The organism is Variovorax sp. P2_H12, from assembly GCF_056403395.1.
Window position 1 is genome coordinate 54,956 of sequence record NZ_JBFUFO010000023.1, and the last position, 23,318, is coordinate 78,273.

Annotated in this window: 20 protein-coding genes; 8 read left to right on the forward strand and 12 right to left on the reverse strand. The window is 68.8% G+C overall.

Annotated elements, in window-relative coordinates:
• Positions 1–66 precede the first annotated feature (66 nt).
• The gene (locus AC1DYK_RS18200; RefSeq protein ID WP_478167587.1) at positions 67–1,491 is read left to right on the forward strand and encodes an FAD-binding oxidoreductase; all 1,425 of its coding nucleotides are present in this window, start codon (positions 67–69) and stop codon (positions 1,489–1,491) included.
• A 270-nt stretch (positions 1,492–1,761) separates the two neighbouring features.
• Here AC1DYK_RS18200 and AC1DYK_RS18205 read toward each other — a convergent pair whose 3' ends face one another.
• The 7 genes from AC1DYK_RS18205 to mnmG form a co-directional block, all read right to left on the reverse strand.
• Positions 1,762–2,634 (reverse strand): CsgG/HfaB family protein, encoded by an 873-nt coding sequence (locus AC1DYK_RS18205; RefSeq protein ID WP_478167588.1) that lies wholly within the window; start codon positions 2,632–2,634, stop codon positions 1,762–1,764.
• 105 nt (positions 2,635–2,739) lie between these two features.
• Positions 2,740–3,681 (reverse strand): ParB/RepB/Spo0J family partition protein, encoded by a 942-nt coding sequence (locus AC1DYK_RS18210; RefSeq protein WP_478167589.1) that lies wholly within the window; start codon positions 3,679–3,681, stop codon positions 2,740–2,742.
• A gap of 5 nt (positions 3,682–3,686) precedes the next feature.
• On the reverse strand, positions 3,687–4,229 hold the full coding sequence (locus tag AC1DYK_RS18215) for an RBBP9/YdeN family alpha/beta hydrolase (protein WP_478167590.1): 543 nt from the start codon (positions 4,227–4,229) through the stop codon (positions 3,687–3,689).
• A gap of 14 nt (positions 4,230–4,243) precedes the next feature.
• Positions 4,244–5,101 carry a ParA family protein gene (locus tag AC1DYK_RS18220; protein WP_478089587.1) on the reverse strand — a complete coding sequence of 286 codons (858 nt, stop codon included), beginning with the start codon at positions 5,099–5,101 and terminating at the stop codon, positions 4,244–4,246.
• 2 nt (positions 5,102–5,103) lie between these two features.
• Positions 5,104–5,718, reverse strand: coding sequence for a LysE family transporter (locus AC1DYK_RS18225; RefSeq protein WP_478157690.1), 615 nt, complete (start codon positions 5,716–5,718; stop codon positions 5,104–5,106).
• Between the two features lie 60 nt (positions 5,719–5,778).
• Positions 5,779–6,417: a 16S rRNA (guanine(527)-N(7))-methyltransferase RsmG gene (rsmG, locus tag AC1DYK_RS18230; protein ID WP_478167591.1), complete on the reverse strand. Its 639-nt coding sequence runs from the start codon at positions 6,415–6,417 to the stop codon at positions 5,779–5,781.
• On the reverse strand, positions 6,414–8,363 hold the full coding sequence (mnmG, locus tag AC1DYK_RS18235) for a tRNA uridine-5-carboxymethylaminomethyl(34) synthesis enzyme MnmG (RefSeq protein ID WP_478167624.1): 1,950 nt from the start codon (positions 8,361–8,363) through the stop codon (positions 6,414–6,416). The genes rsmG and mnmG overlap by 4 nt, the downstream gene beginning before the upstream one ends.
• Positions 8,364–8,631: 268 nt before the next feature.
• Here mnmG and gstA point away from each other — a divergent pair, with 268 nt between their 5' ends.
• On the forward strand, positions 8,632–9,237 hold the full coding sequence (gene gstA / locus AC1DYK_RS18240) for a glutathione transferase GstA (protein ID WP_478167592.1): 606 nt from the start codon (positions 8,632–8,634) through the stop codon (positions 9,235–9,237).
• A gap of 136 nt (positions 9,238–9,373) precedes the next feature.
• Here the strand turns inward: gstA and AC1DYK_RS18245 are convergent, their stop codons facing one another.
• The gene (locus AC1DYK_RS18245) at positions 9,374–10,585 is read right to left on the reverse strand and encodes a YbfB/YjiJ family MFS transporter (protein ID WP_478167593.1); all 1,212 of its coding nucleotides are present in this window, start codon (positions 10,583–10,585) and stop codon (positions 9,374–9,376) included.
• A 123-nt stretch (positions 10,586–10,708) separates the two neighbouring features.
• Here AC1DYK_RS18245 and AC1DYK_RS18250 point away from each other — a divergent pair, with 123 nt between their 5' ends.
• The gene (locus tag AC1DYK_RS18250; RefSeq protein ID WP_478167594.1) at positions 10,709–11,812 is read left to right on the forward strand and encodes an alkene reductase; all 1,104 of its coding nucleotides are present in this window, start codon (positions 10,709–10,711) and stop codon (positions 11,810–11,812) included.
• A gap of 217 nt (positions 11,813–12,029) precedes the next feature.
• Here the strand turns inward: AC1DYK_RS18250 and AC1DYK_RS18255 are convergent, their stop codons facing one another.
• Both AC1DYK_RS18255 and AC1DYK_RS18260 read right to left on the reverse strand, forming a co-directional pair.
• Entirely contained in the window at positions 12,030–13,415 is a 1,386-nt protein-coding gene (locus tag AC1DYK_RS18255) for a sensor histidine kinase (RefSeq protein ID WP_478167595.1), read from the reverse strand.
• Positions 13,412–14,101, reverse strand: coding sequence for a response regulator transcription factor (locus AC1DYK_RS18260; protein WP_478167596.1), 690 nt, complete (start codon positions 14,099–14,101; stop codon positions 13,412–13,414). The genes AC1DYK_RS18255 and AC1DYK_RS18260 overlap by 4 nt, the downstream gene beginning before the upstream one ends.
• Before the next feature lie 115 nt (positions 14,102–14,216).
• Between AC1DYK_RS18260 and AC1DYK_RS18265 the strand changes: the two genes are divergently transcribed.
• From AC1DYK_RS18265 to creC, 4 genes are all read left to right on the forward strand, one after another.
• Entirely contained in the window at positions 14,217–14,411 is a 195-nt protein-coding gene (locus tag AC1DYK_RS18265; protein ID WP_442285188.1) for a heavy-metal-associated domain-containing protein, read from the forward strand.
• 117 nt (positions 14,412–14,528) lie between these two features.
• Positions 14,529–15,302 carry a TIGR04325 family methyltransferase gene (locus tag AC1DYK_RS18270; RefSeq protein WP_478167597.1) on the forward strand — a complete coding sequence of 258 codons (774 nt, stop codon included), beginning with the start codon at positions 14,529–14,531 and terminating at the stop codon, positions 15,300–15,302.
• Between the two features lie 61 nt (positions 15,303–15,363).
• Entirely contained in the window at positions 15,364–16,116 is a 753-nt protein-coding gene (gene creB, locus AC1DYK_RS18275) for a two-component system response regulator CreB (RefSeq protein WP_478167598.1), read from the forward strand.
• Between the two features lie 210 nt (positions 16,117–16,326).
• Positions 16,327–17,766: a two-component system sensor histidine kinase CreC gene (creC, locus tag AC1DYK_RS18280; protein ID WP_478167599.1), complete on the forward strand. Its 1,440-nt coding sequence runs from the start codon at positions 16,327–16,329 to the stop codon at positions 17,764–17,766.
• Here the strand turns inward: creC and AC1DYK_RS18285 are convergent.
• Together AC1DYK_RS18285 and AC1DYK_RS18290 are read right to left on the reverse strand one after the other, a co-directional pair.
• Positions 17,760–18,365, reverse strand: a complete 606-nt coding sequence (locus AC1DYK_RS18285; RefSeq protein WP_478167600.1) for a hypothetical protein — start codon at positions 18,363–18,365, stop codon at positions 17,760–17,762. The two genes, creC and AC1DYK_RS18285, sit on opposite strands and share 7 nt — an antisense overlap.
• Positions 18,366–18,653: 288 nt before the next feature.
• The gene (locus AC1DYK_RS18290; RefSeq protein WP_478167601.1) at positions 18,654–21,023 is read right to left on the reverse strand and encodes a penicillin-binding protein 1A; all 2,370 of its coding nucleotides are present in this window, start codon (positions 21,021–21,023) and stop codon (positions 18,654–18,656) included.
• A gap of 213 nt (positions 21,024–21,236) precedes the next feature.
• Here AC1DYK_RS18290 and AC1DYK_RS18295 point away from each other — a divergent pair, with 213 nt between their 5' ends.
• Positions 21,237–23,309 carry a VIT and vWA domain-containing protein gene (locus tag AC1DYK_RS18295; protein ID WP_478167602.1) on the forward strand — a complete coding sequence of 691 codons (2,073 nt, stop codon included), beginning with the start codon at positions 21,237–21,239 and terminating at the stop codon, positions 23,307–23,309.
• The last annotated feature ends 9 nt before the right edge of the window (positions 23,310–23,318 follow it).

The following is a 23,318-nucleotide window of genomic DNA, read 5'->3' on the forward strand; positions in this document are numbered from 1 at the left end:
GGTGCTTTCGGGTTCGGTTGAGAATGAGGTTCTTAGAATGTTAGACCCTTCAGGAGACCGCGCCCCATGAATGCTCCCACCGCCCCCTCCCACCTGACCCCGGAGATCGCGCTGCGCGAGGTGCCCGACGCGCTGATCGCCGCCCTGAAGGCCCGTTTCGGCGACCGCTGCTCGACCGCGCTGGCGGTGCGCACGCAGCATGGCCGCGACGAATCGTCCTTCGATGCGCCGCCGCCCTCCGCAGTGGTCTTTGCCGAGAGCACCCAGGACGTCGCCGACGCGGTGAAGCTCGCGAGCGAGCACAGCGTGCCGGTGATCCCCTTCGGCGTCGGCTCCTCGCTCGAAGGCCACCTGCTCGCGGTCCAGGGCGGCATCAGCATCGACGTCAGCCGCATGAACCGCGTGCTCTCCGTCAACGCCGACGACCTGACGGTGACGGTGCAGCCCGGCGTCACGCGCAAGCAGCTCAACGACGAGATCAAGAGCACCGGCCTGTTCTTCCCGATCGACCCTGGCGCCGATGCCTCGATCGGCGGCATGGCCGCCACGCGCGCCAGCGGGACGAACGCGGTGCGCTACGGCACCATGCGCGAGAACGTGCTGGCGCTCGAACTGGTCACGGCCAGCGGCGAGGTGATCCGCACCGGCACGCGGGCCAAGAAGTCATCCGCCGGCTATGACCTGACGCGCTTGTTCGTCGGCAGCGAAGGCACGCTGGGCGTGATCACCGAGGTCACGCTGCGCATCTACCCGCTGCCCGAAGCCGTCTCGGCCGCGATCTGCTCGTTCCCGAGCATCGAGGCGGCGGTGCGCACCACGATCGAGATCATCCAGCTCGGCGTCCCGATCGCGCGCGTCGAGCTGATCGACGTCAACACGGTGCGCATGGTCAATGCCTACGCCAAGCTCGGCCTGCGCGAGGAACCGATGCTGCTGATGGAGTTCCACGGCTCCCCGGCCGGCGTCAAGGAGCAGGCCGAGACGGTGCAGGAACTGGCCAGCGGCCATGGCGGCAAGGCCTTCGAATGGGCCAGCACGCCCGAGGAGCGCACCCGCCTCTGGACGGCGCGCCACAACAGCTACTTCGCGGCGGTGCAGTCGCGCCCGGGCTGCCGCGTGATCTCGACCGACACCTGCGTGCCGATCTCGCGGCTGGCCGATTGCCTGCTCGAGTCCGTGGCCGAGGCCGACGCCAGCGGCATCCCCTACTTCCTGGTCGGCCATGTGGGCGACGGCAACTTCCACTTCGGCTACCTGCTCGACCCCAACGTGCCCGAGGAGCGCGTGACCGCCGAGAAGCTGAACCACGCCCTCGTGAGCCGGGCGCTCGCCCTCGAAGGCACCTGCACCGGCGAGCACGGCGTCGGCCTGCACAAGATGGACTTCCTGGTGACCGAGGCCGGTGTCGGCGCGGTCGACATGATGCGCACGATCAAGCGCGCGCTGGACCCGAAGAACATCATGAACCCAGGCAAGATATTCACGGTGTGACTCGCCCCCAGGTTGCCCCGCACTTCGTGTCGGGGCGCCCACCCCTTGCCGGGGGCAACACCAGCGGCCCGGCGAAGCCGGTTCCGCGGTGTTTCACCAACGGGCCTGGCTGCACCGGCCATAAGCGATCGGCACTGTGGTTGTTCCACGGCTGCGCGCAGCGCGCCCGTTCGTGGGCAGTCGCGGAACCGGCTTCGCCGGGCCGCTGACTGCGCCCCCGGTAGGGGGTGGGCGGGCTACACGAAGTGAGCCCAACCTGGGGGCGAGCTACTACTTCTTTTTCGGTGCCGAGGTCTGCGACGGCGCGGCGCCGCCATCTACCCCCAGGCGGCCGCCGCCGCCCAGGCCCTGGCCCTGGACCGCCTGCGCCTTGTAGTTGCGCAGCGAGATGACCATCTGGTTGAAGGCGTCCATGAAAGCGGCGCTGATCACCTTGCCCTGGGCCGTGTTGGTGTAGCCGCCCAGGGCGCCCCCGGCGCTGCCGCCGAAGACCGAGCCGAAGGCGCCGAAATCGGTCTTCGAGGCGCTGCCTTCGGAGGCCGCGACCTGCACGCCCGAACGGTTGTCGATCAGCGTCAGCAATGCGCTGGCCTCCTTGGTCTGCATGCTGCCGCCGACCGCGGACAGCACGCCGCTGTAGCGGCCGCCGACGAGTCCGCCCAGCGCGCCGCCGACGCCGCCCGCGTTCTGGTTGCTGAAGACGATTTCGGGCGAGAGGCCGTAGTCGGAAGCCACCATCTGGCCGGCGCCGAAGTTGCTGCCCTGGCGCATCTCGCCCGATTGCGACAGCTGGCGCTCGCGCGACATGGCGTTCATGCCGGCGGCACCCCGCTCGACCACCACGAAGCAGTTCGATTGCTGGACCAGCAGCTTCAGCAGGTTGGCGGTGGGTGGCAGCTTGTACTCATTGCGCAGGACCGTGTACCAGCCGGCCGATTGGTTCTCGACCAGCGACACGGTGCCCAGCGGCGAGGCGCATTTCTCGAGCGCGCCGCTGGTGTTGGCGCTGGCGCTGCCCGCCGCGCTGCCGGTGGCGACCGTCTTCGCACTCTGGCTGCCCATCTGCATGTCGGTGGTCTGGCAACCGGCCAGCAGCAGCACCGCCGCGGCAACCGCCGCCAACGGCAGTCTGTAGAGTCCCATTTGGATTTCCCCTTAGAACTTTAATATTAAATAGTTGCATCAGGAGAATAGGACCCGTAACCGGTTGAATCAATCGACCGGAAGCGGGATGGCTTCGGCGCTGCGCTAGGCCGTTTGGCGGATGCGGTCGATCAAGCCGTTGAGCGCGTCCAGCGAGCCGAAGTGAATCGCGAGTTCGCCGGTCTCCTCGATCTTGCCGCCGCGCTTGGTGCGCTTCTTGACCCGGACCTCGACCTCGGCCGCCAGCAGGTCGGCGAGTTCCTCCTCGACCCGCAGCAGGTCGCGGGATTTTTCCGCCGCGCCGCGCCGCGGCGAGGGTGTGAGGCTGAATTCGGCCGCCAGCTTCTTGACCAGGGCCTCGGCCTCGCGGACCGACATCTTCCTGGCCGCGATCTGATTGGCCGCGGTGATCTGCGTCCCCTTGTCGAGCGACAGCAGGGCCCGCGCATGGCCCATGTCGATGTCGCCCGCCATCAGCATGGCCTGGGCCGGTTCGGCCAGGTTCAGCAGGCGCAACAAGTTGCTGGCGGCGCTGCGGGAGCGTCCGACAGCCTGCGCGGCCGATTCGTGAGTAAGCCCAAACTCTTGCACCAATCGTTGCAGGCCCTGGGCCTCTTCAAGCGGATTGAGGTCCTCGCGCTGGATGTTCTCGATCAGCGACATGGCCGCGGCGGCCTCGTCGGGCACGTCGCGCACCAGCACCGGCACGCTTTCGAGCCCGGCCAGGCCGGCCGCCCGGAAGCGCCGTTCGCCCGCGATGATCTCGAACTCGGCCTTCTTGTCGCGCGCCCCGTCGGCATCCAGCCGACGCACCAGGATCGGCTGCATGATGCCTTGCGCCTTGATGCTCTCGGCCAACTCGTAGAGCGCGCCTTCGTCCATGCGCGTGCGCGGCTGGTAGACGCCGGGCACCATCTGATCGAGCTGGAGCGTGGTCGGGTTCGGCGGCATCGCATCATCGAGAATCGCGCTGTCCGAGCCGTTGAAAGTCGGGCCCAGGAGGGCTTCGAGTCCGCGGCCGAGGCCCTTCGGTTTTTTGGTGGCCATGGAAGTCATTCTTCTTTCAGTAGGTCGTTCAGCAGGTCCCGGCCCTCGGGCCAGTCGCCCAGTCCGGATTCGCTGTTGAGGTGTCCGCGGGCGCCGGCATCGACGAATCGGGCGCCCCAGCTTCGCGCCATCTCGCGAGAGCGCGCGGCCTCGCAGTAGGGGTCGTCCTGGGCCGCGATCATCAGCGCGGGAAACGGCAGGGGCTGGCGCACGATCGGTGCCCAGCCGGGAATCATCTGGCGGAGGTCGTCGCGCTCGACGTCGCCCGGGGCGACCAGCAGCGCCGCACGGACCTTGGCCGTCCGGCGGGAGTGCGCGGCCCAGGCCGCCACCAGGATGCAGCCGAGGCTGTGCGCCACGAGCACGACCGGGCCGGGGGCGGCCAGCACCTCGTCCTCGAGCCGGGTGGACCAGTCGCCGCGCAGCGGCCGCATCCAGTCGTGCTGGTCGACACGGTGGTCGCGGTACTTCGTCTCCCAGCGGCTTTGCCAGTGGGCGGGGTCGCTGTTCTGCCAGCCCGGCAGCAGCAGGATCTTCGGAGCGGTCATCTGCGGGGCAATGATCAAGGACCTTCGGGCGCGTGGACCGCCACCAGCGGCGCATCCATCGGCGCGGGCACCGGCGGCGCGGCGGCTTCGGACGCCAGCGCGCTGGCCGGCGGCATCTTCTCGACCAGTTCCTGCGCGAAGGCCACGAAGGCCTGGCTGCCCTTGGCCTGCGGGTCGAACACCACGCCCGGCAGTCCGTAGCTCGGCGCCTCGGCCAGCCGCACGTTGCGCGGTATCACGGTGTCAAACACCTTTTCCCCGAAATGGGCCTTGAGCTGCTCGCTTACCTGCTGCTGGAGGGTGATGCGCGGGTCGAACATCACGCGCAGCAGGCCGATGATCTGAAGATTCTTGTTGAGATTGGCGTGCACCTGCTTGATGGTGTTGACCAGGTCGGTCAGGCCTTCGAGGGCAAAGTACTCGCACTGCATCGGCACGATCACGCCGTGCGCGGCGCACAGCCCGTTGAGCGTGAGCAGGCTCAGGCTGGGCGGGCAGTCGATGAGGATGAAGTCGTACTCGGCGCCGACCGCGGCGAGCGCGGTGCGCAGGCGCTTTTCACGCCGGTCGATGGCCACCATCTCGACCTCGGCGCCGGCCAGCTCGCGGTTGGCGCCCAGGATGTCGTAGCCGCATTTCTCGGACTTCACGCGGGCTTCGGCCACCGAAGCCGACTCCAGCAGGACGTCATACACGGTGGTTTCGAGCTGGCGCTTGTCGACGCCCGATCCCATGGTGGCGTTGCCCTGGGGATCGAGGTCGATCATCAGGACGCGCTGCCCGACCTTCGCCAGGCCCGCGGCCAGGTTCACCGTGGTGGTGGTCTTGCCGACGCCGCCCTTCTGGTTCGCGATGCAAAAGATCTTGGCCATGCTTACCTGGAAATGGCCAGCTTGAAGCCGAAGGCGATCAGGAAGACCCCCGCGAGCTTTCCGAGCATGCCGGAGACGCGGGGGTTGGCGCGCAGGCGCTCGGCCAGGAAATAGGTCAGAAGCGTCACGATCAGGCCATACATGAAGGTCAGGAAGGCGATCGTGGCCGCCATCGCGGCAAAGGTCGGGAAGCCTTGATGCCGCGTCGGGTCGATGAACAGCGGGAAGAAGGCCATGTAGAAGACGATGGCCTTCGGATTCAGCAGCGTGATCGTCAAGGCCTGCTGGAGGTACTGCCGCGGCCGGATATTGAGGATGGGCGCTGCACCCGGCCTGGCGCGGATCATCTTGAAGCCGAGCCACGCCAAATAGGCGGCGCCGACCCACTGCACCGCGCTGAATGCGGCCGGGTAGGCACTGAGCAGGGCGGCGACACCCGCCACGGCGGCCCACATCAGCACCTGGTCGCCCGCGATCACGCCCAGCGTCGCAGCCAGCCCGCCACGGATCCCACCCTTGCCGGTCGAGGTGATCAATGCGAGATTGCCAGGCCCGGGTATCGCCAGAAAGAGAATGATGGCGGCGACGAACGCGCCGTAGTCAGCGATGCCGAACATGGAAATGGCCTGAAATGGGAGTGCGTCGAGTCTAAGCGAGGTCGACGCAATGAGCGCCTGTCAGGCGACGCGTTTTCGCATCCAGACGATGCACCGTTCGGCATCCAGGCCCGGAACCGACAGTTGTTCCACGTGAAACACTTCGCAATCCACCGGAAGCTGGGCGATTTCGTCGTCAGGCGCCCTGCCCTTCATGGCCATCCAGACGCCGTCCGGCGCCAGCAGATGGCGAGAGCCTGCGATGAAGTCGGCCAGCGATGCGAAGGCCCGGGAACTGATCAGCTCGTAGCTTCCCGCCAGCATTTCGACCCGCGCATGCAGTCCGCGAAGATTCTTCAGCCCCAGTTCCGACGCCACTTGCTGGACGAAAGCCGCCTTCTTGGCCACGGCGTCGAGGCAGGTGACCTGGATGTCGCCCCGAACGATCGCGATCACCGCCCCCGGCAGACCGGCGCCCGCCCCAACGTCCAGCAATCTCGCGTCGCCTGGACACTCCCTCTTCAGCGGCTGGATCACCGACAGGCTGTCGAGCAGATGGTGAGTCAGAACCGTCGCCGGGTCCCTCAACGCGGTGAGGTTGTACACCTTGTTCCACTTGAGGATCAGGGCGCCGTAGGCCAGCAGGCGCTCGCATTGAAGATCGCTCAAGTTCAGTCCGAGCGCGGCCGAGCCCTCGCGCAGCAGTTGCTCCTGGCTCATTCGGCGACCGGCGTTGCTGTCGTGGCCGCATCCTGGGCAAAGGCCTGGTGCCCACCCTTGCGAAGATGGATCATCAGCAGCGAGATCGCGGCCGGCGTGACGCCGGAGATGCGCGAGGCCATGCCCAGCGTCTCCGGGCGGTGCTTTGACAGCTTCTGGCGGACTTCGAAGCTCAGCGCCTTGACCTGGCCATAGTCGAAGGTCTCGGGTAACTTGAGATTCTCGAAGTGCGCAGCCCGCTCCACCTCGTCATGCTGGCGATCGATGTAGCCCGAGTACTTGGCAGCGATCTCGATCTGTTCCACCTCGGTCGGGCCCGGCGTTTCGGCAGCCGCGTACTTTCCGCCATCCAGCGACATCAGCGACTCATAGCTGACGTTCGGCCGCCGCAGCAGGTCACCCAGGTTGTATTCGTGTTCGATGGCCTTGCCCAGGACGCGCTCCGATTCGACCGCCGGCAGGTTGCGCGGATTGACCCAGATCGATCGCAACCGCTGTGTTTCACGTGAAACAACATCACGCTTGCGCGAAAAAGCATCCCAGCGCGCATCGTCGACCAACCCGAGCTTCCGGCCGACCTCGGTCAGCCGCATGTCGGCGTTGTCTTCGCGCAGCTGCAGCCTGAACTCGGCGCGGCTGGTGAACATCCGGTACGGCTCCGTCACGCCCTTGGTGATCAGGTCATCGACCAGCACGCCCAGGTAGGCCTCGTCGCGGCGCGGCAGCCAGGGGCCCTCGCCCCTGCATTGCAGTGCAGCATTGAGGCCGGCGAACAGTCCCTGGGCGGCAGCCTCCTCGTAGCCGGTGGTGCCGTTGATCTGTCCGGCAAAGAAGAGGCCGCGGATCGCACGCGTCTCGAAGTTGCTCTTGAGCTCGCGCGGGTCGAAGTAGTCGTATTCGATCGCGTAGCCCGGCCGCAGGATGTGCGCGTTCTCCAGGCCAACCATCGAGCGCACCAGCTGGTACTGGATGTCGAAAGGCAGGCTGGTCGAGATCCCGTTGGGGTAGTACTCGTGGGTGGTCAGCCCTTCGGGCTCGAGGAAGATCTGGTGACTGTCCTTGTCGGCGAAGCGATTGATCTTGTCCTCGACGCTCGGGCAGTAGCGCGGCCCGATGCCGTCGATCTTGCCCATGAACATCGGGCTTCGGTCGAAGCCCGAGCGGATGATGTCGTGCGTTCGCGCATTGGTGTTCGTGATCCAGCAAGGCATCTGCTGCGGATGCATGTCCTTGTGGCCCATGAAGCTGAAGACCGGCATCGGCCCGGCGCCACCAGGCATGCCGTCGCCAGGCTGCTCGGCGCACTTCGAGAAATCGATGGTCCGACCGTCGAGCCGCGGCGGCGTCCCGGTCTTCAGGCGGCCTTGCGGCAGCTTGAGTTCCTTGAGCCGCGCCGACAGGCTGATCGCGGGCGGGTCCCCGGCGCGCCCAGCCTGGTAATTGTCCAATCCCACATGAATGCGGCCGTCCAGGAAGGTGCCGGCCGTGAGCACCACCGCCCGCGCGCGGAAGGCGATGCCCACCTGCGTGATTGCCCCCACCACACGATCGCCTTCGATCATCAGATCGTCGACCGCCTGCTGAAACAGCGACAGATTGGGCTGATTCTCGAGGCGGCGGCGGATTGCGGCCTTGTACAGGACCCGGTCGGCCTGCGCCCGGGTCGCCCGCACGGCCGGCCCCTTGCTCGAATTCAAGACACGGAACTGGATCCCGCCCTCGTCCGTCGCGATGGCCATGGCGCCGCCGAGGGCGTCGACTTCTTTCACGAGATGGCCCTTGCCGATGCCGCCGATCGAGGGGTTGCAGCTCATCTGCCCCAAGGTCTCGATGTTGTGGGTAAGCAGCAGCGTGCGGGCGCCCATGCGCGCGGAAGCCAGCGCGGCTTCGGTGCCGGCATGGCCGCCGCCGACGACGATCACATCGAATTCTTCGGGGTACAGCATGGAAAGGGGCGCAGGAGGCATGCGCTCTCGGAAAGGGGGCGTCAATTTTAATCGCCGGCGCGCCTCCGTGCACCCTTTGGGGACAAGCAAGCCAGGCCTGGCATCCGCGCCACAGGCCATCTGTGCTGGAAGTATTGCTATCATTTTGATAGCATCATGGTTTGCAGGGCGCGAGGCCAGCGAGGCAAGAACGCGTCCATCGCCAAACCGCTAGCATCGGCCTCGCGTCGTCAAGAACGCGTTTCGCCTAATCACTGGAGTTTTTCGAATGAAGCTGTATTACTCGCCGGGCGCCTGCTCGCTCTCACCCCACATCGCGCTGCGCGAGGCCGGCCTGGCCTTCGAGCCGGTGCTCGCGAGCACCAAGAGCCACAAGCTGCAGGACGGTACCGACTATTACGGCATCAACCCGCTGGGCTACGTGCCGATGCTCGAACTCGACGACGGCACGCGCCTGCGCGAAGGCCCGGCCATCGTGCAGTACATCGCCGACCTGGCGCCGACCAAGAACCTGGCACCGGCCAACGGCACGATGCAGCGCTATCGCCTGCAGGAATGGCTGACCTTCGTCGGCACCGAAATGCACAAGGGCTTCTCGCCGCTGTTCAACCCGAACATGCCCGAGGAAGCCAAGACCATCTCGAAGACCAGGCTGCTGTCGCGCTACGAATGGCTCGACAGCCAGTTGGCCGACAAGGACTTCCTGATGGGCGAGCACTTCAGCGTCGCCGACGGCTACCTGTTCACGGTGACCAACTGGGCCAAGCCCACCGGCCTGGACATCTCGAAATTCGCGAACCTGAACGCCTGGCATGCGCGCGTCGCCGCCCGGCCCGCCGTGCAGGAGGCGCTGAAGGCCGAAGGCTTGAAGTAGGCTCGCCCCCAGGTTGGGCTCACTTCGTGTAGCCCGCCCACCCCCTACCGGGGGCAACACCGGCGGCCCGGCGAAGCCGGTTCCGCGGTGTTTCACGAACGGGCCTCGCTTCGCTGGCCTGCGGAAACTGCACACGCTATCCAACCCGCTGGCGCCAGGCCAGCAGGGCCCCGAGCCATAGGGTGAGGGCCGAGGCCAGTAGGCCTCCGGCCAGCCCGCCCTGGCCGTCGGAGATCCAGCCGGTCACGGTCGGGCCGACGATCTGGCCCAGCGCGAACACGATCGTGAAGGCGCTGATGCCCGTCGCCCACTGGGCCGGTGGCAGGTTGTGGCGCACCAGCGCCGTGGTCGAGGCCACCACCGACAGGAACACCGCGCCGAACATCAGGCCCGAGGCCAGGGTCACCGGCCATGCCGGGCTCAACACCGGCAGCAGGGTGGCCACGCCCAGCAGCGCATTCAGCAGCGCCTGCGGGCCACCGCCGCGGAAGCGGTCCAGCAGCCCCGCCCAGAGCCGTGACGAAGCGACGCAGGCGACCCCGAGCAAGGCGTAGAACCATGTGATCTCGCCCGGGCTCGCACCCTGCTCGCGCAGCAGCGCGATCACGAAGGTCATGTAGCCGATGTAGCCGGCACCGAAGAGCGCATAGCCCGCGAGGGCCCAGCCGAATCGCCGCACCGGCGAGTGGCCATCGACCATGAGCGGCAGCCTCGATGCCGGACTCGCGACCACGCCCTCCCCCGGCATCGCACGCACCGCGAGCGCCAGCACGGCCGTCGCGGCGACGCTCGCCAGCGCCAGCGCCCACCAGGCCCAGGCCCAGCCATGCGGCGCGCCCGCCGCAGCCTGCAGCACGGCCGGCACCAGCAGTGCCGACAGCGTGATGCCCAATCCGGTGCCGCCGTAGTAGAGGCCCAGCAGGAAGCCCGCGCGCGAGGGTTGCGAGACACCCAGCCGCGCCGCCAGCAGGCCACCGGCGACGAACACCCAGGCGCTCGCGAGACCGGCCAGCAGCCGCTGCAGCAAGAGGGCCGGGGCCGAAGTGAAGAAGCCGCTGGCGGCCATGAAGACGCTGGCCGCGACCGCGCCGCCGACCAGCAGCCGGACAGGGCCGAAGCGACGCATCAGGGCAGGCGTCAGCATGGCACCGAGCAGGTAGCCCGCGGCGTTGGCGGTGTTCATCCCGCCGGCCAGCGCATAGCTCCAGCCCAGGTCCGCGCGCATCGGCGGCAGCAGCAGGCCGTAGGAAAAGCGGGTGATGCCGAGCGAGACCGCCGCTCCCAGCGACAGGGCCAGCGCGAGACGAAGGGCTTGGGCGGGCGTGAGCGTGGCGGCGGTCGAAGGCATGGGGCGGGCGCATTCTGCAGCATCGCTTAGCACCAAAGCGACAACCCCGCGACAGCAGGGTTGCGGTTCCGGGTTTACCCTGGCGCCGTCTTCTTCATTCACGTCACCACAAGGCACCCAGGCATGAGCACTCTTTTCGATCCCGTCCAGGCCGGCGATCTCGCACTCGGCAACCGCATCGTCATGGCGCCGCTGACGCGTAACCGCTCACCCAACGCGGTGCCGGGCGACATCACCGCCACCTACTACGCACAGCGCGCCTCGGCCGGCCTGCTGATCACCGAAGCCACGGCGATCAGCCATCAGGGCCAGGGCTACGCCGACGTGCCCGGCCTCTACGGCACCGAGCAACTCGACGCCTGGAAGCGCGTGACCGACGCCGTGCATGCCGAGGACGGCAAGATCGTGGTCCAGCTCTGGCATGTCGGGCGCGTCTCGCACACCGAGCTGCAGCCCGACAACGGCAAGCCGGTGGCCCCTTCCGCGATCACCGCCAGGACCAAGACCGTGCTGATCAAGGACGGCGTGCCGACCTTCGTCGACACCTCGGAGCCGCGCGCGCTCGACGCCGCCGAACTGCCGGGCATCGTGCACGCCTACGCGGCCGCGGCGCGCAACGCGGTCGAGACCGCCGGCTTCGACGGCGTCGAGATCCACGGCGCCAACGGCTACCTGCTCGACCAGTTCCTCAAGACCGGGAGCAACGAGCGCACCGACGACTACGGCGGCAGCATCCCCAACCGCGCCCGCCTGCTGCTGGAGGTGACGCGCGCGGTGGTCGATGCGGTGGGCGGCGGCCGCACCGGCATCCGCCTGTCGCCCGTCACGCCCGCCAACGACGTCCACGACGCCGACCCGCAGCCGCTGTTCGACTTCGTCGTCAGGCAGCTGGCGCCGCTCGGCCTGGCCTACATCCACGTCATCGAAGGCGCCACCGGCGGCCCGCGCGAGCTCGACGATCGGCCCTTCGACTACGAGGCCCTCAAGGCGGCCTACCGCGAGGCCGGCGGCAAGGGCGCCTGGATGGTCAACAACGGCTACGACAAGCCGCTGGCCGAAGAGGCGCTGAAGGAAGGCGACGACCTCGTCGCCTTCGGCAAGCCCTTCATCTCCAACCCCGACCTGGTGCGCCGCCTGCGCGAAGGCGCGCCGCTGAATGCCTGGGACAAGAGCACGTTCTACGGCGGCGGCGAAGCCGGCTACATCGACTATCCCGCGCTGGCCTGAGGCTCGCCCCCAGGTCGGGCTCACTGCGTGTAGCCCTCCCACCCCCAACCGGGGGCAACACCAGCGGCCCGGCGAAGCCGGTTCCGCGGTGGCACTGTTGCTCGCCCCCAGGTCGGGCTCACTTCGTGTAGCCCTCCCACCCCCAACCGGGGGCAACACCAGCGGCCCGGCGAAGCCGGTTCCGCGGTGTTTCACGAAAAGGCCTGGCCGCGCACGTTCACAAGTGGGGGGCGGCTGAGGGGGGAGCCGGCGCGAATGCAACACGTACGCGCAGACCGCCCTCGCCCGAGGCCTTGCTGAAGCTCAGCTCCGCGCCGAGCAGCTTCGCGTAGCGCGCCACGATCGCCAGGCCCAGTCCCGCCCCCTGCCCGAGCTTGCGCCCGGCGGGCCCCTGGGCCCAGCGCTGCAGCAGGTCGCGCTCGGCCTCGGGCGCAATGCCCGGGCCATCGTCGGCCACTCCGAGCGTGAGACCGGAGAGTTCCACGGTGATGGTGCGGCCGCCGTAGCGCAGCGCGTTGTCGATCAGGTTGTCGAGGATGCCCTCGACCAGCGCGGCATTGGCCTGCACCGTGACCGCCTCGTCCAGGCCCAGTGCGCCCAGGTCCACGCCCCGGGCGTCGGCGCGCGCCAGATGCCGCAGCACCGCCTGCTGCGCCAGCTGGTCCAGGCGCAGGGTCTCGCGTTGCAGGCCGGTGCGCCCCTCGTCGGCCAGCGCCAGCGCCAGCAACTGGTCGACCAGGCGGCTGGCGCGGGCCTGGCTCTGCGCGATCTGCTGCAGCTGCTCGCGCCAAACGGCCGGGCTCTGCTGGGCCAGGCCGTAGTCGGCCAGCGCGCGGATGCCCGCGAGCGGCGTGCGCAGCTCGTGCGCGACGTTGCCGGCGAACTCGCGCTGCGCGGAGGCGCTTTGGGCCAGCCGCTCGAGCAGCGCGTTGAGCGTATCGCCAAGCTGCTCGAGTTCGCGCGAAGTGCGCGCCACCGGCACGGCCGCCAGGTCATGCGCGCTGCGCTGCTCCAGCGTGCGCCTGAGTTCGCCCAGCGGGTGGAGCTCGCGCTCGATGCCGCGCCAGAGCCAGCCCGCGAGCAACGCGAGCAACACCAGCTGAGGCGCCAGCGAATAGATCAGGAGCTTCTCGATCAGCGTCGCGCGCGCACGCGTGGTCTGGGCAATGATCACGCGATAGGCAGCCGGCGCCTCGTGGTCCAGCACGACCGCGCGCAAGGTCTGGCCTCGGTAGTCGATGCGCGAGAAGCGGTGGCGCACGCCCTCCTCGGGTGCCGGTGCCACCAGCCCCCGGTCACCGGCGAGCAGCGAACCGTCGGGCCGCAGCACCGCGAAGAAGACCGTCTCCGACTGGTCGAACAGGACGTTGGTGATCTCGCGCGGCGACAGCAGGAGGTCGAGACCGCTTTCGCCGGCGCGCACGCTGGCCGACACCGAATAGGCGTCGTCGAGGAGCGCGCGATCGAAGGCCTGCTCGGTGAAATAGCTGGCAACCAGCAGCGCCACCGCCGTGCCCAGCAGCCACGTCAGGCCCAGCGGCGGCAGCACGCGGCGCAACACCCGCGCGGTCAGCGACGGCGCCGCCGCCGCGCCCGCACTCACGTCTGCGCTTCCATCAGGTAACCGATGCCGCGCAGGGTCCGGATGACGGCGCCGCTGGCGACCAGCTTCTTGCGCAGGCGAGAGATGAAGGCCTCGAGCGCGTTGTCGCCCAGGGACTCGTCGAAGGTCGACAGCTTGTCCGACAGCTCGCGCTTGCTGATCGTGCGGCCTGGCGGACTCATCAGCTCCCACAGCACCTCGAACTCGCGCGCCGGCAGGTCGAGCGGTACGCCGCCGACCGCGAAGCGGCGAGCCCGCCGATCGAGCCGCAGGTGCCCGAGCACCGCGATGTCTTCGGTGCCCTGGGCCCGGCGCACCAGCGCCCGCAGCCGGGCCTCCACCTCGGCCAGGTCGAAGGGCTTGCCGAGGTAGTCGTCCGCGCCCGCGTCCAGGCCCACGATGCGCTCGTCGGTGCGGTCGCGTGCGGTCAGCACCAGCACCGGCGTGCGGTCGCCGCGGGCGCGCGCCTGCCGCAGCGCGACCAGCCCGCTGGCCAGGCCGCTGGTCGGGTTCGCGGTGGCCGGCAGGTTCAGGTCCAGCAGCACGGCATCGAAGGTCTGCACGCGCCACAGGTGGTCGGCGTCCTCGACGTTGGCCGCCACGTCGACGCGGTGGCCGGCATCGCCCAGGCTTCGCAGCACCACGCCGCGCAGGACTTCATCGTCTTCGACCAGTAGGATTCGCATGGCAGGGGAGTGAAAGGTATCGGCTGTTTGTACAACACGCAGCACCCCCATGCCGGACATTGGCATGGGGGAAAGGTTCAAACTCGTCATTCGTTCACATGAAGGAGCCAACACGATGAGCCAGAAGTTCCAGGTCACGGGCATGAGTTGCGGGCACTGCGCCGGTGTGGTGCAGAGCGCCGTCCAGACGATCGATCCCAGTGCGCAAGTCACGGTGGATCTCGAAACCGGCCACGTCGATGTGGTCAGCGAGCATCCTCGACGGGACATCATCGTGGCGATCGAGAACGCCGGCTACCAGGCCCAATAGCCTCGCTTTCTTCGGCGCCGAAGGACGGGCAGCGCGCCAAAACGAGAGAACAGTTGAATACTTTGTGTTTCAAAGTGCAAAATGCGTGCTGCAAATCACTTGGACAGAAAGATGCCCATGTTCTCGAGCCTGCTGCCCTTCTCCGCCCGCGAAGCTGCTTATCGGCGCAAGTTTCTGGAGAACCCCCAGAGCGAGAACCTGTTCATGGGCTCGTTCGAGAGCTTTGCCGCTGCACAAGCCAATGCGCCACCCGGCAAGGCGGTCGGCTACGACGACGCGGAGGCGGCCAAGACGCTCTATAGCCACCAGATCTATTTCTACGACTACCCGGGCCTGTTCTGGCTCGGGCGCGCGCTCGACGGGGGCATGCGCAGCGTCTTCGACCTGGGTGGCCACGTCGGCATCAAGTACTACGCCTTCCGCCGCGTGCTTCCCTACCCTGCGAACCTGCGCTGGACCGTGTGCGACCTGCCCGGCGTCGTGCAGGCGGGCCAGGAGCTCGCCCTCCAGCGCGAAGCGACGTCCCAGCTCGACTTCACGACCGACTTTCGCAACGCCAGCGGATACGACGTCCTGTACGCGTCGGGCAGCCTGCAATACCTGCCGTTGCGGATCTCGGAAATGCTCGCCCAGATGCCCGTGAAGCCGAAGCGCATCGTGATCAACACGGCAGCGACGCACTCCGACCGGACACTCTTCACGCTCAACAGCATCGGCTTCGCGGTCTGTCCCTACCGCATCCAGCACCAGGACGCCCTGCTGAACGAACTGATGGAGTCCGGCTACCAGCGCCGCGATGCGTGGCGCAACGAGGGCAAGCCGATCGAGGTGCCGTTCGTCGAGGGTGGCGACAAGGCCTTCTACTCCGGCTGCTGCTTCGATCTGCGTTGAGCCGCGTGCTCCCGGAGCGCGGGGCGCCCGGCCGGGGCGAGCGCCCCGCTACCATCCGCTCATGCCTTTTCACCCCCGGATCCTGATCGCCGAAGACGAGTCCGGCATCGCCGACACCCTGCAATACGTGCTGCGCACCGACGGCTTCGTGCCGGTCTGGTGCGCCACCGCGGAGCAGGCCATCGCGCAGTTCGCGGCCGAACCGCCCGCGCTCGCGATCCTCGACGTCGGCCTGCCCGACATGAACGGCTTCGAGCTCTTCAAGCGGCTGCAGGCGCTGCCCGGCGGCGCGCAGGTGCCGATGATGTTCCTGACCGCGCGCAGTGACGAGATCGATCGCGTGGTCGGCCTCGAGCTGGGCGCCGACGACTACATCGCCAAGCCCTTTTCGCCGCGCGAGCTGGTGGCGCGGGTGCGGACCATCCTGCGCCGCAGCGGACGCGGCGCGCAGAGCGCGACAGCCCCCGCAGCGGCACCCGCAGCCCCGACTCCGGCCCCGGAGGCGCCGGCCACGCCGTTTGCGCTCGACAGCGAACGCATGCAGATCCGCTACTACGGCCGCCTGCTGGAACTCTCGCGCTACGAGTACGGCCTGCTGCGGCTGCTGGTGCAGCGGCCCGGCCGCGTCTACACGCGCGACGACCTGCTGCGACTGGTCTGGGACGAAGCCAGCGACAGCTTCGACCGCACGGTGGATGCGCACGTGAAGACCCTGCGCGCCAAGCTCAAGGCGATCGCGCCCGAGGTCGATCCGATCCGCACGCTGCGCGGGACGGGCTACGCGTTGAACGAAGACCTGCCGCCCACCCAATGAGTACCAGGCCGACGCCGGGCCGCCAGCGCGGCGAAGTCCGCGCTTCGCGCAGACGGGCGGCCTGCTGTCTCCCCCTCGGGGGGCAGCGACCCACACGCAGTGGGGGAGCGTGGGGGCCATTCAGGCCGACGCCGGGCCGCCCCAAGGCGGCCTGCGGCCCCCTCGGGGGGCAGCGACCCACACGAAGTGGGGAAGCGTGGGGGCCATGAAATGACGAGCCGGACGCGCATCTTTCTCGGGATCCTGCTGATCTACACGGCAGGCATCGCCTTCCTGCTCTACCGCGTGGTGATCGACATCGACCCGCGCTACCGCGAGTCGGCCGAGGAGTCGCTGGTCGAAGCCTCGCAGCTGATGGCCAGCCTGGTCGAGCAGGACGTGATCGCCGGCGCGATCAACACCACGCGGCTCGAGCCGCTGTTCCGCTCGGTCTATGCGCGCCAGTTCTCGGCCCAGATCTACAACCTGCACAAGCGCCACGTCGAACTGCGCATGTATGTCACCGACCGCAACGGCCGCGTGCTGTTCGATTCGCTGGGCCGCAACCTGGGCGCCGACTTCTCGCAGTGGAGCGACGTCAAGCGCTCGCTGGCCGGCACCTACGGCGCCCGCACCACGCGCGACATCGCGGGCGATCCGCTGAGCTCGGTGATGTACGTGGGCGCGCCGGTGCGCTGGGGCAACGAGATCGTCGGCGTGGTCAGCGTCGGCAAGCCGGTGCAGAGCTTCGGCCAGTTCGTCGAGGACGCCCGGGCCCGCACGCTGGGCGTCGGCGTCGGCTCGGCGCTGGCGCTGCTGGTGGGCGCGGTGATCGTCTCGATCTGGCTGGTGCGGCCCTTCGGGCTGATCTCGGACTACGTGGGCTGGCTGCGGGCGCAGCGCAGCCCGAGCCTCGGGCGCATGCTGCGCCGGGCGGTCGACACGCTGCGCAGCGGCCTCGGCGAGCTGCGCGACGCCTTCACCGGCCGCAACTATGTCGCCGACTATGTCCAGACCTTCACGCACGAGATCAAGAGCCCGTTGTCGGCGATCCGCGGCGCCGCCGAGCTGATCCAGGAGCCGTCGATGCCGCAGGCCGAGCGCGAACGCTTCCTCGGCAACATCGCGCACGAGACCCAGCGCATCCAGGAGATCGTCGACCGCATGATGGAGCTCACCGCCCTCGAGACGCGGCGCGCGCTCGACCGCAGCGAGCCGGTGGCGCTGGCCCCGCTGCTGCAGGACGTGGCCGCCGGCGCCCAGGCCGCGGCGGCCAGGCGCGAGGTCCGGGTGCAGGTGGCGATCCACGCCGAGGCCAGCGTCGAGGGCGACCCCTTCCTGCTGCGCCGCGCGATCAGCAACCTGCTCGACAACGCGATCGACTTCTCGCCCGCGGGCGCCGAAGTCCTGCTGGCGCTGGAGGCCAGCTCGCGCCGCGCCATCGTGAGCGTGCGCGACCGCGGCCAGGGCATCCCGGACTACGCCAAGGACAAGGTGTTCGAGAAGTTCTATTCGCTCGCCCGGCCGCACAGCCAGAAGAAGAGTACCGGCCTGGGCCTGGCCTTCGTGAAGGAGATCGCGGCGCTGCACCGCGGCCGGGTCGAGCTCGCCAACGCACCGCGCGGCGGCGCGCTGGCCACGCTCACGCTGCCGCTGCTGTCACATCACTGACCGGTGAGCTCTGCGTAGGCCTTGCGCGTCTCGGGGCTGACCGCATCGAGCACCTGCTCATAGGAGGTCTTGTGGCGCGCCAGCAGGCGCGCAGAGGCCACGGCCTTCGACTTGCAGTACCAGTGGCAGCTGTGCTGCATCAGGAACAGCTCGGCCGACATCATGAAGGCCTTGGCCTTCGACGGCCGGTGCCGCTCGTTGCGCATGACCGCGGCGATGCCGCGCGCATGGATCGCGAAGGCCTGGCGCAGATCGAAGGTCGCGGCCGGGAACAGCTGCTGCGCGAAGGGCAGCGCGAGCGGCAGCTTGCTCACGCGCGCCTCCTTCTCGCCGACCCGGGCGAACTCGGCCGCGAAGCTGTCGAACTGGGCCGACAGCTTTTCCTCGGTGGTGTCGAGCAGGCGCCAGATCTGCTCGCGCCGCTCGGGGTCGTCCTCGCCCAGGCAGCGCAGGTAGCCCTCGGTGAGGTTCTCCATCAGCTTCTCGATCTGGTAGTGGCCGAGGTGGCTGCCCAGCAGCGCGATGCGCCGTCGCTGGTGCTGGGATTTGACGAGGTAGGCGCCGATGACGATGAGCGTCACCAGGGTGAGAGTTTCCATGGGGGGCGGCAAGAGAGGGCGTTGTGGCAGCCGCAAGTGTAGGAGCGACCCCGCCTCTGCGCGGCCGGCGCAGCCCGGCCCCTTCGTGAAACACCGCGGAACCGGCTTCGCCGGGCCGCTGGTGTTGCCCCCGGTAGGGGGTGGGCGCCCCGACACGAAGTGCGGGGCAACCTGGGGGCGAGCAACAGTGCCACCGCGGAACCGGCTTCGCCGGGCCGCTGGTGTTGCCCCCGGTAGGGGGTGGGCGCCCCGACACGAAGTGCGGGGCAACCTGGGGGCGAGCAACAGCTACCGGAAGAAATCGAGGATGCGACTGCGCTCTTCGGGTGGCGCCGGCGGGCTCACCGGCACGCCGGTCAGGTCCTCGGCCGGCAGCGGCGCCAGCGCGACGTCGAGGCCCAGGCTGGCCACGCCGCGGCCCGGCGCATAGTCGTCGTAATACCACTCGCCGTCGACCTGCACCACGCCGTCGGATGGCTTCAGCGCCGCCACCGGCACGCCCTTGAGCGCCGCCTGCATGTAGCCGGTCCAGATCGGCAGGCTCAGGCTGCCGCCGGTCTCGCCGCGCACGCCGAGCTGGCGCGGCGTGTCGTAGCCGACCCAGGCGATGCCCACGCGCGTCGGCTGGAAGCCGGCGAACCAGGTGTCGAAGGAGTCGTTGGTGGTGCCGGTCTTGCCGTACAGGTCGTCGCGCCGGAGCGCCTGGTAGGCCCTGGAGGCGGTGCCGCCCTTCACCACGCTCTGCAGCAGCGAATCCATCAGGAAGGCATTGCGTTCAGGGATCGCGCGCCGGGCCTCGTCCAGCACCGGCGGCTCGGTCTCCATCAGGACCTTGCCCCGGGCGTCGGCGACCCGCGTCACGAGGTAGGGATTGACGCGATAGCCGCCGTTGGCGAACACCGCATAGCCGGCCGCCATCTGCATCGGCGTCACCGAGCCGGCGCCCAGCGCCATCGGCAGGTTGGCGGGCTGCTTCTCGCGCTCGAAGCCGAAGCGCGTGACCCAGTCCTGCGCATAGTCGGCGCCGATCGACTGCATGACCCGCAGCGTGACCAGGTTCTTCGACTGCTGGAGCGCGCGCCGCAGCGTGATCGGCCCGTCGTGGCCGCCGTCGTAGTTCTTCGGCTCCCACGCCGTGCCGTTGGCGCCCGCCTCGAAGGTCAGCGGGGCGTCGTTGACCACGGTGGCCGGTGTGAAGCCCTTCTCGAGCGCGGCCGAATAGATGAAGGGCTTGAAGCTCGAGCCGGGCTGGCGCCAGGCCTGCGTCGCGTGGTTGAACTTGTTCTTGCCGAAGTCGAAGCCGCCGACCAGCGCCTGGATGGCGCCGCTGCGCGGGTCGATGGCGACGAACGCGCCTTCGACCTCGGGCAGCTGCGTGATCTCCCAGCTGTTCTTCGGCGTGCGCGCGACCCGGATCACGGCACCGGGGCGGATGCGGATGTTGCGCGCCGCCTTCTCCGACAGGCCCGACTGCGCCGGCTTCAGGCCCTCGCCGCTGATCTGCAGCGTCTCGCCATTGGCGCGCACCGCCGTGACCTCCTTGCCGCTGGCCTGCAGCACCACGGCGGCGATCAGGTCGCCGTTGTCCGGATGCTCGGCCAGCGCGTCGTCGACCGCGTCGTCGAGCGCCTTCGGATCGGCCGGCAGATCGATGACCGCCTCGGGCCCGCGATAGGCCTGGCGCCGCTCGTAGTCCATGATGCCTCGGCGCAGCGACCGATAGGCCGCCTGCTGCTCGGCCGCGATCAGCGAGGTCGTGACCTTGAGCCCGCTGGTGTAGATGCTGTCGCCGTACTGCGCATGCATCATCTGGCGCACGGTCTCGGCCACGTACTCGGCATGCAGCCGCGACGGGTCGGCGGCGTCGCGCAGCTGCAGCGGCTCACGGCGCGCGGCGTCGGCCTGCGCGGCGGTGATGAAACCAGTCTCCTGCATGCGATCGATCACGTAGAGCTGGCGGGCGCGGGCGCGGCGCGGGTTGGCCACCGGGTTGTTGGTGCCCGGCGCCTTCGGCAGGCCAGCCAGCATCGCAGCCTCGGCGATCGTGATGTCCTGCAGCGGCTTGCCGAAATAGGTCTCGGCAGCGGTCGCGAAACCATAGGCCCGGTTGCCCAGGTAGATCTGGTTCAGGTAGATCTCCAGGATCTGGTCCTTGGTGAGCTCGCGCTCCATGCGCAGCGCCAGCAGGATCTCCCAGGTCTTGCGCCGCACGGTGCGCTCCGAGCTCAGGTAGACGTTGCGCGCCACCTGCATCGTGATCGTCGAGGCGCCCTGCTTGCGCCCGCCCTGCAGGCTGGCCAGCGCGGCGCGCGCGAAGCCCTTGTAGTCGAGGCCCCCGTGCTCGTAGAAGCGCGCGTCCTCCACCGCCAGCACCGCGTCCTTCATGACCTGGGGAATCTGCGCGAAGGGCGTCAGGTTGCGGCGCTCCTCGCCGAACTCGCCGATCAGCGTGCCCTCGGCCGAATAGACCCGCAGCGGCTGCTTGGGCTGGTAATCCGACAGCTGCGCGACGTCGGGGAGCCGCGGGTAGATGGTGGCCACCGCGATGCCTCCGGCGATCGCCAGGACGACGACGGTGCCGGCCGACAGCGCGGCGATCCAGGCTGCCGGGCGGCGCCAGGTCGGCGCTCGGGAGGGAGTTGCGGAGGAAGGGGTCATGGCAGGGAGGGAGCAGGAACAGGAACAGGCCCCGATGGTTCCCCATGGGCGCGATGTCCGTGTGAAGTGCCGACGCGCGGGACTTCACACGGACTTCACACAAGCCTGCCTCGGGCGCGCCGACTTCAAGATGCCTTCGAACTCCCTTCGCGCTCGCTCCCGACAGTGGGCACCGTGCAAGTTCGCACAAGAAGAAGGAGAAAGAACAACACCATGGACGCCCCTGCCACCCCCATCCGCCCCGGCCGCTGGCTCTGGCTCGTCACCGTGACGCTGGCCGCCGCGAGCTTTCTCGCACTGAGCGCACGGCCGCTGCATGCGCAGGAAGCGCCGGGCCCGCGCGCGAAGACCGAGAGCCCGTACTTCTTCGTCAAGAGCGACGATCCCGAGCTCGACCGCCTGCCGCTCAAGGGCACCGAGGTCGACGTGAAGATCTCGGGCGTGATCGCCGACGTCACCGTCACGCAGACCTACCGCAACGAGGGCCAGCGGGCGATCGAGGCGCGCTATGTGTTCCCCGGCTCGACCCGCGCCGCGGTCGGCGCCCTCCACGTGCGGATCGGCGACCGCCTCATCACGGCGCAGATCCGCGAGAAGGCGCAGGCGCGCATCGACTACGACGCCGCGAAGAAGGAAGGCAAGACCGCCGCGCTGCTGGAGCAGCACCTGCCCAACGTATTCCAGATGAACGTCGCCAACATCCTGCCGGGCGACGAGGTCAAGGTGGCGCTGCGCTACACCGAGCTGCTGGTGCCTCAGGGCGGCAACTACCAGTTCGTCTATCCGACCGTGGTCGGGCCGCGCTACAACAGCCCTCAGTCGGAGAACGCGCAGGCCCGCTGGGTGGCGCAGCCCACATTGCGCGCGGCGGTCGCACCGGGCACCGCCTTCAAGCTCAAGGTCGCGCTCGACATGCCGATGCCGCTGCAGCAAGTGCGCTCGCAGAGCCACGCGATCGAGCTTGCGCGGCGCGATGGCGATGCCCATGCCGACGTCACGCTGGCCCGCAGTGCCGGGCCCGCGGACAACCGCGACTTCGTGCTCGACTACAGGCTCGCGGGCGAGCGCATCCAGTCCGGCCTGATGCTCTACCAGGGCCACGGCGACGACGCCGAGAACTTCTTCCTCGCGATGGTCGAGCCGCCCAAATCGGTGGCCGCGAGCGCCATCTCGCCGCGCGACTACATCTTCGTGGTCGACATCTCGGGCTCGATGCACGGCTTTCCGCTCGACACCGCGAAGGCCATGCTGGAGCGCCTCATCGGCGGCCTGCGGCCCAGCGACACCTTCAACGTGCTGCTGTTCTCGGGCAGCAACAGGATGCTGTCGCCGCACTCGGTGCCGGCCACCCGCGCCAACATCACGCAGGCGCTGGCCACGATCCAGAACTACGGCGGCGGCGGCAGCACCGAGCTGATCCCGGCCTTGAAGCGCGCCTATGCCGAACCGAAGGCCGAGGGCGTCTCGCGCACCCTGGTGGTGGTCACCGACGGCTACGTCACGGTCGAGCGCGAGGCCTTCGAGCTGGTTCGCAGGAACCTCTCCAAGGCCAACCTGTTCGCCTTCGGCATCGGCTCTTCGGTCAACCGCCACCTGATGGAAGGCCTGGCGCGCGCCGGCATGGGCGAGCCCTTCGTGATCACCGATCCGGTCCAGGCGCCCGAGCAGGCCGCGCGCTTCCGCCGCATGATCGAGTCGCCGGTGCTGACCCAGGTGAAGGCGCGCTTCGAGGGCCTCGATGTCTACGAGGTGGAGCCGATGACGCTGCCCGACGTGCTCGGCGAGCGCCCGGTGATCCTGTTCGGCAAGTGGCGCGGCGAGGCCAAGGGCCGGCTCGTGATCGAAGGCCGCAGCGCCGAGGGTCCGTACCAGCAGGTGCTCAAGGTGGACCCGCAGGCGCGCCGGGACGCGGCCGCGCTGCGCAGCCTGTGGGCGCGGCATCGCATCGCGAGCCTCTCCGACCAGGAAGCGCTGGAGGGCGGCGACGACCTGCGCCAGCGCATCACCGACCTGGGGCTTCGCTACGGCCTGCTCACGCAATACACCAGCTTCATCGCGATCGACCAGGTGGTGCGCAACGCGGCGCCGCAGAACGGCGCCAGCGTCGACCAGCCGCTGCCGCTGCCGCAGGGCGTGAGCGAACTCGCGCTCGGCCAGAGCCTGGGCGCCGAGGTGCCGAGCACGCCCGAGCCCGAGACGCTGGGCGCGATCGCGGTGGTGCTCTCGATGCTGGCGATGCTGCGGCGCCGCGCCCGCCGCAACGACCGCCGGCGGCTGACCTCGTGAGCTGATCAG